At 66.4% G+C, this 12399-nt stretch carries 9 protein-coding genes and 2 pseudogenes; 4 read left to right on the top strand and 7 right to left on the bottom strand.

All coding sequences use genetic code 11. The features are described 5' to 3' along the window. The 4 genes from F6X68_RS33640 to F6X68_RS23570 all read left to right on the top strand — a co-directional run. On the top strand, positions 1 to 1393 hold a 1393-nt coding region (locus tag F6X68_RS33640), incomplete at its 5' end, for a hypothetical protein (RefSeq protein WP_192581515.1). Further along, positions 1393 to 2448: a DUF3800 domain-containing protein gene (locus F6X68_RS23560; RefSeq protein ID WP_151456327.1), complete on the top strand. Its 1056-nt coding sequence runs from the start codon at positions 1393 to 1395 to the stop codon at positions 2446 to 2448. The genes F6X68_RS33640 and F6X68_RS23560, both read left to right, overlap by 1 nt. A gap of 193 nt (positions 2449 to 2641) precedes the next feature. Continuing rightward, positions 2642 to 2992 (top strand): Lsr2 family protein, encoded by a 351-nt coding sequence (locus F6X68_RS23565; protein WP_151456328.1) that lies wholly within the window; start codon positions 2642 to 2644, stop codon positions 2990 to 2992. A gap of 342 nt (positions 2993 to 3334) precedes the next feature. Beyond that, on the top strand, positions 3335 to 4762 hold the full coding sequence (locus F6X68_RS23570) for an NF041680 family putative transposase (RefSeq protein WP_225852386.1): 1428 nt from the start codon (positions 3335 to 3337) through the stop codon (positions 4760 to 4762). 35 nt (positions 4763 to 4797) lie between these two features. On the opposite strand, the pseudogene F6X68_RS34870 reads toward F6X68_RS23570, so the two are convergent. From F6X68_RS34870 to F6X68_RS23610, 7 genes and pseudogenes are all read right to left on the bottom strand, one after another. Continuing rightward, positions 4798 to 5705 (bottom strand): annotated as a pseudogene (locus F6X68_RS34870) (transposase family protein). Positions 5706 to 5831: 126 nt separating this feature from the next. After that, positions 5832 to 6362: a hypothetical protein gene (locus F6X68_RS23585; protein WP_151456329.1), complete on the bottom strand. Its 531-nt coding sequence runs from the start codon at positions 6360 to 6362 to the stop codon at positions 5832 to 5834. 72 nt (positions 6363 to 6434) lie between these two features. After that, complete coding sequence (locus tag F6X68_RS23590) at positions 6435 to 7724, bottom strand: hypothetical protein (protein WP_151456330.1); 1290 nt, start codon at positions 7722 to 7724, stop codon at positions 6435 to 6437. After that, positions 7721 to 9523 carry an RICIN domain-containing protein gene (locus F6X68_RS23595; protein WP_192581516.1) on the bottom strand — a complete coding sequence of 601 codons (1803 nt, stop codon included), beginning with the start codon at positions 9521 to 9523 and terminating at the stop codon, positions 7721 to 7723. Before F6X68_RS23595 ends, F6X68_RS23590 begins: the two co-directional genes overlap by 4 nt. A 331-nt stretch (positions 9524 to 9854) precedes the next feature. After that, a pseudogene (locus F6X68_RS23600) lies at positions 9855 to 11029 on the bottom strand (IS256 family transposase). A 52-nt stretch (positions 11030 to 11081) separates the two neighbouring features. Continuing rightward, the gene (locus tag F6X68_RS23605; protein ID WP_151456332.1) at positions 11082 to 11444 is read right to left on the bottom strand and encodes a hypothetical protein; all 363 of its coding nucleotides are present in this window, start codon (positions 11442 to 11444) and stop codon (positions 11082 to 11084) included. Positions 11445 to 11624: 180 nt separating this feature from the next. Beyond that, positions 11625 to 11993, bottom strand: a complete 369-nt coding sequence (locus tag F6X68_RS23610) for a transposase (RefSeq protein WP_192581517.1) — start codon at positions 11991 to 11993, stop codon at positions 11625 to 11627. Positions 11994 to 12399 lie beyond the last annotated feature (406 nt).

Here is a 12399-nt window from a genome sequence, read left to right on the forward strand (position 1 = left end):
CGCCGTCGCGGTGCTCGCCGACATCATGCGCCGCACCGCACCCGAACGCTCCGCCACCGAAATCGAACAGCAACTCTGGGCCGACGTCGACGCCCTGCACGCCTGGACGCCGATCTACGACGACCTCGCCGCCCGCGCCGGCATCCCCGAATACCTCGCCATCGTCCGCCAACTCCGAGGCCCCGCCGTCGCCGACCGCCTCGCCCGTGAGCTTGCCCTCCCAGCACTCATCACCCGACTCACGACCTACGCCGCCGCCGGACACGATCCCCGCGACGTCCTGAGCCGCGTCATCCGCGTCCGCGAGCTAGACAGCGCGGAAGACCTCGCCGCCGTCCTGTCCTGGCGCATCGACCGCCTGATGCAACGCGCCACCGCGGACCCGACCGTCGCCGAGCGCCCCGAGCAGTGGGGCACCTACACCGACCGCCTGCCGGCCAACATGACCGGCGACATCGGCGACGCGCTGCGCCAGGTCGCCGCGATCTGTGACCGCCGCACCCACAGCCTCGGCCGGCTCGCCGCGCACGCCCGGCCCGCCTGGACGGCCGCTCTCGGTGACCTACCCACCGACGACGCGGGCCGCCAGCAGTGGCTCACCCGCGCGGAAGTTGTCGCCGCCTACCGCGACACCTACCAGTACACCGGCAAGCACCCCATCGGACCCGAACCACGTACCAGCGACATCAACCGCTGGAACGCCTGGCACCGGGCCCGACTCGTACTCGGCACCGCCACCCTCGCCGGCCAACTCACCACCGCACCCGACACCGAACTCACCCGCCTCATCACCGCGCAGCAGACCACCGATCGTGCCGCACCCGCCTACGTTGGCGACGACCTCCGCGCCACCTACCGCGCCCTCACCGCTGCCGAACACCACCGCCACGACCTCACCCAGCAGATCACCACCACCAACACCGCACACCACGAGGCGCGTGTACAAGCTCAGCAGCTGCAACCGCGCTGGTGGCACCACGGGCCCGCGCGCACCCGGCGCCTCACCGCCCAACGCGACGTGCTCGCCCACGCCACCACCGCCGCCCACCAGATCGGTCAGCTCCAGCAGCAGCTCGTCCGTCTCGACCACCAGATCGCGGGCAGCACCCACCGCGCCACAGCCCTCGACGGCCAGCACGCGACCTGGAAACGCTGGTACGACGGTGCCCTGCCCACGCGCTACGCCGGCCTCGCCGCCGCCGCCGAACAAGCCCGCCGCGCCGCCAGCCGCAATACCGCCCTCGCTGACGCCGTCGCCGCCACTACCGCCCGCGTCACCGCCGTACACGACACCCGTCCGGCACCCCAGAGCACGCCTGTCCCCGCGCAGCTGCGCACGCAAGCGCACGACGCACAACAGCGCACCGCTGAACATGAGACGGAGATCGACTGATGTTTCCCAGTGCCTTCGTCGACGAGTCCTTCTGGCAACCACAGAGCCGCCCCGGCGCGTACCTCATGTCCGCCGTCATCATCGACCAAGACGACGTCGCCCCCGCCCTCGCCGCCGCCAGCGCCGCCGCACGCGGCCAGCCCTACCACTCCAGCGAGCTCTACCACCGCGGGCACGTCGGCATCATCGAAGACATGCTCGACGTCGCCGCCAACCACGCCGGCTGGTCCGCCGTCTCCCTACAAATCCCCCTCGACACCCGACCAACCGAAACCTCCAGCGACGCCACGCGCTCCGTCCACCGCGTGCTCGGCGAACGCGAGTACGCCCGACAGGCCAGCCTCGAACAACTCCTGCGTTACCTCAACACCCAACGCGTACGCGATGTTTACCTCGAAAGCCGCGCCAGCCACCGCGAATGGCAACAAGCACGCACCGAAAACCGCCGCGTCCCCACTACCGACCGCAACGACATCCGCACCTACCGACGGCTGCTCGAACAACACGCCATCAGCCACCGCGTACGCATAGTCCACATCAAAGACCACACCCACCCCGGCCTCTGGCTCGCCGACGCCGTCGCCTGGTCCGTCGGCCGCGCCATCCGCACCAACGAGCCCCAATGGTTCAACCGCATCACCGACACAGCCACCATCATCGAAGCCGCCACAGGCAAAGAACTCCACATAAACGAGAGAGGGGCCGCTCCACCAACCGGCGAACGCGACCCCCACAACCTGAGCCAACGCGCCCAGATCATGTCCTCACCAACAGCATACCCGACAACCACAACGCCCGACCACACCCCGAACATCTACACCACACTGCTTCAGCAAGCAGAACAGGCACGCAACCCAGCCGCCCCGCTAGCCCAGCAACTCCTGAACAACATGCAAATACTCGCCGTGAAAGTCCAGCAACTCCAAGAAACCGTCGACAGGTTGACGCCCCACACGCGAGCCACCACGCAACACGCAGAGCACAGCCCGCATCTTCCCACGCAGGCCCCCTCTTGGCCGCAACAGCCCATAGACTCCGAGCCCGAACTACCGTAGATGCCAAGAATGAAGGGCTCAGCTGATCGCGCCAGCCTCTGCGCTCCGCAGGCGTGAGTAGTCAGGCACTGCCTCTCCGAGGTTTGCGGTTTCTGTAGCCCGACCATCATCCCCTACCGGTTGACTGAGCAGGCATCTCGTACGCTACCCTGCACCCCGTATTCGTAGACGCAACTCTCTCCAAGGATGCGGTGTGGCCAAACAAGTTATTCACAAGCTAGTCGACGACTTGGACGGTGGAGACGCTGTCGAGACCGTCAAGTTCTCGCTCGACGGTGTTCAGTACGAGATCGATCTGTCGAGCGCCAACGCCGAAAAACTGCGTGGCGCCTTCGCGCCATACGTCGCTCACGGCACGAAGGTAAGCCGTGGAGGCGTCGTCGTCGGTGGGCGAGCCGCCCGCGGCCGGGCAGGTGCCACCGCTGACCGCGAGCAGAACAAGGCGATCCGCGCTTGGGCGAAGAAGGCCGGCAAGGACATCTCCGACCGGGGGCGGATCCCACAAGAAATCGTCGACGAATACCACGCGAAGGCCGGCCGCTAGCATCGCTGAAGGGCACAACGTGGACGCCAGCCCAGCGTTCGGCAGGGCGGTGGCGGGCAAGCCGTTGCCGGGAGTTCCCCTGGCTGATCCGGCTCGGGTTGCGCCGCCACACTCCGTCGAGCAGGTCGAAACTCGGCGAGGAACGCGAGCCTAGACGTGCACACTAACTTGATTTTTAACCTTCGTAGGTCCTTTTGGGGACCCTGGCTGGTCATGGAAACAGCCCTTGGTCATGATCTTCTTGTCTAGGGAAGAGCGTCAATAACCAAGGGCTGTTCTGGTAACCAGTGTGCATGATCGTGCTGCGGCTGATGCCGTCGGGGACCTGGACAGGTCCGACGAGTGTTCTACGGCTACTTGACCGCGCGGGCCGACGCTTTGTTCGACCTGGCGGATGCGGTGTCGTGCGCTGATGGGCCGGTCCGGTCGTTGGTGGAGTTGTCTCTGGTGGGTGAGCACCGCCGCGGTCATGGGGCGTTGTACGACGCTCTGGCGTGCGGGCGGCTGGACATCGACCGGCTGCGTACTGCTCTCGCCGCGGTGCCGCTGCCTCGGGCGGCTGACGGGCGTCTCGTGCTGGCGGTGGACATCACCTGTTGGCTGCGGCCGGACGCGCATACCTCGCCGCAGCGGGTCCTGTGTCACACCTATGGGCGTGGCAAGGACCAGACGATCATGGTTCCGGGTTGGCCGTACTCTATGGTCGTGGCCCTGGAGTCGGGTCGCAGTTCGTGGACCGCGCCGTTGGACGCGGTGCGGCTGGCGCCCGGTGTTGACGCGGCGACGGTCACCGCCGGGCAGGTGCGGGAAATCGTGGGCCGGCTGGCATCGGCCGGGCAGTGGCGGCCGGGTGACCCGGACGTGCTGGTCGTGGCGGATGCCGGCTACGACGCGCCCCGGCTGGCGTTCCTCCTGGCCGATCTGCCCGTGCAGGTCCTGGCGCGGATGCGCTCGGACCGGGTACTGCGCCGGGCCGCGCCGCCCCGCCTGCCGGGAACGAACGGCCGCCCGCCCCGCCACGGCGGCGAGTTCGTCTTCGGTGATCCCGCCACCTGGGGCGAACCCGACGCGGCCACGATCACCGACACCCGCCTCTACGGCACCGCGTGGGCCCGAGCCTGGAACCGGCTGCACCCACGGCTGACCCATCGGAACGCCTGGATCACCTCAGCGAAGATGCTGCCGGTCATCGAGGGAACGGTCGTTCGACTCGAGGTCGTCCACCTGCCCAGCGGAGCGACCCCGAAGCCGGTGTGGCTGTGGTGGTCCGGCGTCGACCCCACCGAGGCCGACGTCGACCGGCTCTGGCAGACGTTCCTACGCCGCTTCGACATCGAGCACACATTCCGCCTGTTCAAGCAGACCCTCGGCTGGACCTGCCCGAAAATCCGCACCCCACAGGCAGCCGACCGCTGGACCTGGCTGATCCTCGCCGCCTACACCCAGCTCCGCCTGGCCCGCGCCGCAGCCGCCGACCTGCGTCGCCCCTGGGAGAAACCAGCACCACCCCAGCGCCTGTCACCCGCCCGCGTTCGGCGAGGATTTCGACACCTCCGCGCGAAGTCCACCTGCCCCGCTGGCGCGCCGAAACCCTCCCGGCCAGGGCCTGGACGGCCACCCGGACGCCGCAACACCCAGCCCACCCCGCGTCACGACGTCCACATCGCGACTACCAAGAAGACCAACAGACCGGACACCAAGAAAACGAAGACCCCCGAATCCCCGTCCACGTCGAACAGGTTAAAGATCAAGCAAAGGGACGTCTCGTAACCGGGTGAAGGCGTTGCCTGGGAAGAGGTCGGCGGTCAGCCGGCGAGGATGATGTCGTGGAGGTTGGCGATGCCGGAAGCGGCGTCGGCCAATGTGTGGGCGGCGCGGCGGTAGTCGCGCAGGATCTTGAAGCACTTCATCCTGGCCAGGGCGTGTTCGACCCCTGCTCGGACGGTGCGGTGTTCAACGTTGAGAGCTTCCTTCCAGGTCGGCAGCGAGCTGCCGTCGGCGGGCTTGCGGTACGGCATGATCACCTCGGGGTTGCCTCGGTAGCCGCCGTCGGCCATCACCGGCCGCCCGTCCAGCTTCTCCTGGATACCCGAGGTGCGGTAGACGATCGTGTCGTTGCGGTTGCCGGGCTGCGGGTCGCCGACGGTGATGACCAGGCGGGTGCTGGCGTCGATGGCGACTCTCTTCCAGGTCTTGAGGGTGGCGATAGCCCGTTCGCCGCGGGCGCGGAGCATCGCGTGGGTCCGGGCCGCGGTCAGGTCGTGGACCAAGCCGGGCAGCGCCGGCGAAGCCCAGACGAGACGGCCAGCCGCGTCGGCGATGACCTGCACGTTCACGCCGTGCCGCTTATGTTTCCGGAGTAGTACGGTTTCTGCTCGGCGACCCGATCGATCGGGATCAGGCTGCCGTCCAGGATCGCGTACGCCAGCCGGCGGATCCGGTTCATGGCGGTGGTCAGGTCGTCGGCAGCCGACGCGAGCAGGCTATCGCTTCCTGCACGTACCGCCATGCGGTACTCACACCGATCTCGAAGCCGACAGCGAGGCGTGTGTAGGTATCACCGTTGCAGGTGAGCCAGAGCGAGCAGTGCCTGCCGTCCCGCGTTGAGGCGCCGCCACCTGGATCGGTGCTGGTTGCGGTGGCGGCGTATACGGTCAGCGAGGTGGTTCAGGGGCCGGCTGGACAACGAGGTCGTGGATGGGTAAAACAGCAGAGGCAAGGCTCCCGTGTTGGGGCATCGGGTTATGGTCGAATTGCTGTCTTACCTGGAGCCTCGCCCTCATCGATCCCCCGGGCTACGTACACCATCTCTGACCTGCAAGATCAGGTTCGAAAAGGCTCAATCGTTAAGACGGTCGGGCCAGAGTCGAATCAGGTACTGCTCGACGCCGTCGAGGCTGCGCCAGCCGGCGAGGGAATCGTCGGAGGAATTGGACTGGTTTGCCGCGCTCACCCGTACCGACTGCTGCTGGACCTCGGCCCGGCCGGTGTGCCCGAGTGCGACTGCGTAGCGGTCCGGCCCACCGGGGAGATCGATTACCGGCAGATCGAGCGGAAAGCTCGGATCAGATTCCACCATGAGCCGGCCGGTGGCGAGTTCCATCGCGGCGCGGGGCTCCCAGTGCCATGGTCGATCGTCAGTGGGTGCGGTGTCGAGGATCTCGATGCGGACCCGGGGCCAGGTCATCTGGTGGGCGCCACGCACTAGGAGGATGCCACCGGCGGCGGCGCAGAGATGCCCACGGCGGGTGCCGGGGATGCGGGCTGCCTTGAAGGCCGCCTTTCGAGCCTCGAAGCTGTCGGCGCTGACGTCTCGAACCAGGAACAGTCCGTTGTCACTGCGAATGACAGTGTCGATGACCGTCGGCATTGAATCAGCTCCTTTGGGAAGGACGCTCAGGGGGTTTCCGCGCCGCAGCGGCGCGGAAACCCCCGAGCGTCGTCAACGCTCGATAGCGACGAAAAACGGGTCGCCGTCCAGGATACGGTTGCCTTGGTAGAAGGCGATGTTCAGGTACAGGTTGCCGGATTCCTGGTTGTCAACTTCACCGATGATTCGGGACGATCCGTGCCAGGTGCGCCAGCCGTCCGGATTGCCGGTAGAGGCTGCACTGCCCGTGTAGGCACCCTCCATCGTAGACGCAAACGGGTACTCGTCGCAGTTGAGGTTGGGAGTGACGGCGCCCTCGCCCCAGACGTCCGTGCAGACCTTACCGGCAAACTCCCGATTCTTGATCCTCAAGGTATCGTTGACGAGCCGATGCAGTGGTCGCTGATTAGCCCCCAGCGAGGCGTTGTACTCCCCGGGCGGACTCTTACCCACGAACGACGGGAAGGTGCGGTTCAAGTTGTGCAGGGCGTCGTCGATGTGCTGGATAGATTCCTTGTAATCCGTTTCGTGTTCGTTGTCCGCCCTGGCCAGTGCGAGCAGGTCGAAGGTGGGGATGAAGTCGGAGAAGACCGTACCGTTATGCATCCCGGCTCTCTGCCCGGCCGAGTCGAACCGCACTACTCCGGTGGTCATGTTGTTGTCGATCCACGGGTCGATGGTCGGCGACACTGGCGTGATCGCCATGCTCATGTTCACCAGGGCGCTGGCCAGGTATTCGACTCCGATACCGGTCTGGTTCACTGAGGTCATCGTGACGTGGAAGTGGGGGCTGGTTCGCCACGAACCGAGCGGCTGGCTGAACTCGCCAAGGCTCGGGTTGCAGGACACAAAGGAACCACAGCCGCTGAGGCTAACCCGCATCGGGGTCGTCTCCCGTTCCTGCCCGCCGAGTGCCTCCCAGTCATCAAAGGTCAGCGTGAAGTCGACTTGCCGGGTGCCGTTCTGAGCGATGCCTACGAGGGTGTAGTCGAACTCGACACTGGCGATGTAGGTCGAGCAACCGCTGCACTTCAGCTCGACCTTGCGGTGACCGATCCAGCAACGGTTGTAGCGGTCAGCCATCCAGCCCAGTTGGGTGGATGCCTGTCCCGCGTGCTGGCTTCGGCACTCCTGCTTGAGGTCAGCAGGCGTGGAGGTGAGGCCGACCTGGCCGGTGTCCCGCGGGGAGTTGCTGTTGGTCTGCGGTGGCGCGTCCGCCGGGATCGGCTCGCCACCAAAGGACTCGGTGACCTCCCATCCTCGCTGCGGCTGGACGGGAGCGGCAGTGGCTGGGGCGGTGATGCCGAGGACCACGACTGTAGTGGCGATCAGGAGTGCTATTCGGTTCGTCGTGCTGGTCACGGCGTCTCCTTCAGTGCGCAGGTCTGACCCAAGCAGGCGTAGAGCAGCCTCCCGGTTCGCGCCTGGTAGACCATGGCGTAGCCGCGGAACTCGCGGTCCGGGCGGCCGCTCAGGCTCTTTACCGTGCCGGTACCGGTCACTACGTGAACCTGTTCCGACGGGTCTACCCCTCGAAGGGACGCTTTCGACCGATCGAGGAGTTGCGCGATGCTCATGCTGGTGGTGGCGATGCCCGCGCTGTCATCCATGACCGTCTGTTGGGCGATCTGCCGGGCCTTATCGGCGCTCAGCGGCACACCTCGGACTTCGGTCGCACGGCGGGTGGTGTTACACACCTTGCGGGCTTGGACGCATTCGGCCAAGCCCGGCACGGTGGCCAGGCACCGGGCGGCGTCGGTTGCCATGCAAGCGGCAAGTCGTCGTTGGTCCACGCCGTTATGCGTCCCAACCGAGGCGGGTCCAGACCGGTCGGCGGCCACGTTCGGTCCTGAGGCGAGCGTACCGACCGCCGGCTTACCCATCACGAACCGGTCGACCTCAGCGGGGTCGCCAGCAGTGGCGGACGCCCGTGGGACGAGCGATGTGGTGAAGCAGTAGGGTGGCGTGTTCGTTTCGCCGTACTCGATGGCATAGGGGTCCGGCTGGCCGCAGATGTTGGCCTGGAACTGGGCGACCTCGCCGAGGCGTGGACGGCGCCACACGCTGTTGCCGTCGAGGATCTGCAATCGGTTCTCGAAACCCGTGGCGAGTGCGATGTTTTCCGCGTACTGCGGCAGGAGCCCGTACTCCAGATCACGGGTGCGATTGCCAGCGGCGAGGCGGGTAGTCCCGACGGGGTTGAAGTCGTAGAACATGTCCCACTGTCCGTTGGAGTTGCCGAGGCTCATCCAGGTGTGTGTTGAACCGTCCGCGAGCGTGGAGTCGGATTCGTTGATGGCGTATAACTCCTCCACGATCTCGTCGTTCTCGATACCGCCTTCGAGCCAGTAGGCGCCGTGGACGGTGGTGTTGCCGTCAGAGGCCCATTTACCTCGCCAGCCCAGCTCGGCATAGTCGTAGCCAGGATTGGAACCGCTGCTGCTCAGCGGATCCCAGGTGACGAAGTTTGACATGGTGTTCGCGTCCGGATCGTAGGAGCCGGGCTCAGCAAGTGACATGGGCTGCTGGCGCCAGGCTCCCATCACACCGAACACAGGCTGTGCGGGCTTCACGCAGAGACCAACCACCGTACGTTCTGAGCAGTCGAAACCACCAACCCTGGCCCGCCACAACTGTGTGTCGTAGGTGCTGCTGCAGGTCCACATGGTGGCCGGTTGGCCGTCATCGCTGTAGTAGAGGTCGAGGCACCGCCCGTCGCGCTTGCTGCGCAGGTTGAAGCCTCGGAACGGAAACGTCTGGGCAGTGCCGTTGGTCCACAACTGCGGATTCGTCGTCGCGCAATCGGCGAGGACCACATTCGCCCCGTCGGCGGCGGCCGACGACTGCAGGCAGCGGTTTGATGAGAGGTGCCGGATTCGGTACACCGGTACGGTGCCCGGCGTGACCACCTCGAACTTCCAGCGCTGGCTTTTCACTGCGGCGGGCAGTCCACTCTGGTAGGTGCGAATCTTCACCTGGGCGCCCGCCGTGTCGGAGTCGGTGGCCAAGACATGGGTATCGCCCGTGCTGGCCTGACCGATCGCCACCGGATCCGGGGCGGGTACGGCGGCATTGGCCACTCCTACCGGGCCTAGTACACCTCCGGTCACCGCCATGACGGCGACAAGCGCAGCCGCGCACCGACGTCTGAACTCGTGCATACGTGCTCCTTCCCTTGATGCCATTGGCACGGGGGCACGCTGAGGCCAAGCCACAGAACGTTCTCCCCCGTGCCGCACCGACGACCGTGGCTGGAAGTCAGCCTTGCATGCATCGAAAGGTGACGCTGTGATGAGTTTCACTACACGCAGGGTGACTGTTGAAGCTCTGGTCGAGCCTGCCGCAGTGAGCTTCAGGACGGCAGCAGCGGCCGTCATCGTCCCTTGGAGGCGGATTCAACCGGTCGTGGCAACACCTTGTCGGAGAGGTGGCGCGATGGTCACGTCCGCGCTGGTGGTGTAAGAGACGGCCATCGCGGGATCCGGTCTAATGCTATGCGGCGATCGGTGCCGTGTCGGTTTGGTTGGTGTCGTGTTGGCTGGTGTCGATCGTGATGAGGCGGGCTTTGGCGAGTAGTTCTAGGCCCGTGTAGCGGCGTCCTTCGGTCCATTCGTCGGTCTGTTCGGCCAGGACCGCGCCGACGAGGCGGATGATCGCCGGCCGGTTGGGGAAGATACCGACGACGTCGGTGCGGCGGCGGATCTCCTTGTTCAGCCGCTCCTGCGGATTGTTCGACCAATCTTGACGCCAAATCTCACGGGGGAAGGCGGTGAAGGCGAGCAGGTCGTCGCGGGCGGCGTCGAGGTGCTCGGCCGCGGCCGGGAACTTCGCCTCGATCGTGGTCATGACCCGGTCGAACTGGGCTCGGACGGCGTCGGCGTCGGGCTGGTCGAAGATCGTGCGCACGAGAGTGGCGATCCATGGCTGCGCCGACTTCGGGACCTTCGTCAGCAGGTTGCGCAGGTAGTGGGTGCGGCACCGCTGCCACGACGCTCCTGGCAGAGCCGCCCCGATGGCCTGGACCAGGCCGGCGTGGGCATCGGAGATGACCAGACGGACGCCGGACAGGCCTCGGGCGGTCAGGCTGCGCAGGAACGCCAGCCAGCCGGCGCCGTCCTCGTCCGAGGCAACGCCCAGGCCCAACACCTCGCGCCCTCCGTCGGCGTTGACCCCGACGGCGATCAGGGCGTAGACGTTCACCGTGCGGCCGTGCTCACGGACCTTCATCGTCAGGGCGTCCATCCACACGAACGTGTAATGCCCGGAATCGAGGGGCCGGTTGCGAAACGCTCCACCTGGACGTCGAGGTGGGCGGCTATCTCCGAGACCTGCGACTTCGACAGCTGCCGGACCCCGAGCTGCTCAACGAGCTTCTCCACCCGCCGCGTCGAGACCCCCAGCAGATACGACGTCGCCACGACTGAGACCAGTGCCTGCTCCGCCCGCCGCCGGTGCGTCAACAACCAGTCCGGGAAGTACGAACCCTGGCGCAGCTTGGGAATGGCCAAGTCGATCGTGCCAGCGCGGGTATCCCACTCGCGCCGGCGGTAACCGTTGCGGGAGTTCACCCGCTCGTCACTGCGCTGCCCGTAACCGGCACCGCAGATCGCGTCGGCCTCGGCGGACATCACCGCCTGCGCGAACGTCTTGATCATCGCCTGCAACATGTCCGGCGACGCGCCCTCGATGTGCTCGCACAGCAGGTCAACAGGGACGCTCCTATTGATTGTCAAGTTCCGAGGGAGTGGGCCAGGCAGCTTGCAGGGCCGTGAGGAGGTTGGTGAAGGTGGGCGTCACGGTCCGCCAGGAGATCTGGCGGGGGTCCGTCCATATGTCGGACGCCACGACCCGTGGATCGGCCGCGTCTGTGCGGTAGTCCAAGGCTAAGGCCACGTCGTCACCCGCGTACTCGTTGACTGCGATGAGCACGGCCTGGCCGACGTCGAGCCACGGCAGGTCGAGCGGGTGTTCCGAGCGGCTGCCACGAGTCATGCGGAACAGGTCGCAGATCGAGCTGTCGTCGGCGATGTGGTCCAGGGCCGCGTTCTGGAACCGCATGGCGTGGAGGTTCGGCATGAACATGAGAGGTTCTTCGAACCAGGGCATGAGGTCATGAAGAGCCTGGCGTCCTGGGTGCAACCATCTACCGGTTCGCAGGAGCGACGTAAGTGCGTCGGGCAGGGGCAGGCCACGCACAGTCCAGTCTGGTGGATCGGGAAGGGGTTGTGGCTGCGGCAAGGTCACCGTCCAGGCTGGTTGGCGTTAGGTCGTCACGGTAGCTCGTAGCAGGGCGAATGTTTCGCGGGCGATATAGCGCTTGAGGCATCGCATGATCTCGGTCTTGGTTTTGCCTTCGGCGGTGCGGCGGGTGACGTAGTCCTTGGTGGGTTGGTGGCAGCGCATGCGGACCAGGGTGATGCGCCAGAGGGCGCTGTTAGCGTCACGGTCCCCGCCGCGGTGCAGGCGGTGGCGGTCGGTGCGTCCGGAACTGGCGGGAATCGGGGCCACGCCGCAGAGCCGGGCGAAGGCAGCTTCAGACCGCAGTCGGTGGGGGTTGTCGCCGGCGGTGACGAGGAGTTGTCCGGCGGTGTCGATGCCGACGCCGGGTAGCGCGACCAGCTCGGGTGCCACGTCGGTGACTACGGCGGTCAGGTGGCTGTCAAGAGCGTCGATTTCAGCCTGGAGGGCGAGCCAGCGGCGGGCGAGGCTCCGCAGTCAACCTTGGGTGGCGGTGGCCGGATCTGTCACCGCTCCAGGCCGGAGAGCGGCGCAGGCGCGGACACGGTGCTTGCCGGCCAGGCCACGCAGGAGCTGCCTGACGGATTCGGGTGCCGAGACGATGAGTGCTTCCAGCTGGCCTCCGGCTTGGATGCGAGCCTTCATCGCTCCACGTCGGGCGACGCGCAGAGCCCTGAGGTTCCCCCGGTTTGCCGGAGGGTTGGTTACCTGGCGCCGGTGGGCTCAGGCTGAACGATAGCCGTCTCGTCCTGTTGGGCCTGGTGGGTGTGCCAAGCGGCTTCGTACTCGTCTGGGGATC

Origin of the sequence: Micromonospora sp. AMSO12t (genome assembly GCF_008806585.1) — a bacterium.
GTDB classification, from domain to species: domain Bacteria; phylum Actinomycetota; class Actinomycetes; order Mycobacteriales; family Micromonosporaceae; genus Micromonospora; species Micromonospora reichwaldensis.

What these genes read in the sequence shown, in the direction of transcription:
- F6X68_RS23560 (WP_151456327.1), top strand. Translation starts at nt 1,393, where the DNA reads ATGTTTCCCAGTGCCTTCGTCGACGAGTCCTTCTGGCAACCACAGAGC.
- F6X68_RS23595 (WP_192581516.1), bottom strand. Translation starts at nt 9,523, where the DNA reads ATGCACGAGTTCAGACGTCGGTGCGCGGCTGCGCTTGTCGCCGTCATG.
- F6X68_RS23585 (WP_151456329.1), bottom strand. Translation starts at nt 6,362, where the DNA reads ATGCCGACGGTCATCGACACTGTCATTCGCAGTGACAACGGACTGTTC.
- F6X68_RS23605 (WP_151456332.1), bottom strand. Translation starts at nt 11,444, where the DNA reads ATGTTCATGCCGAACCTCCACGCCATGCGGTTCCAGAACGCGGCCCTG.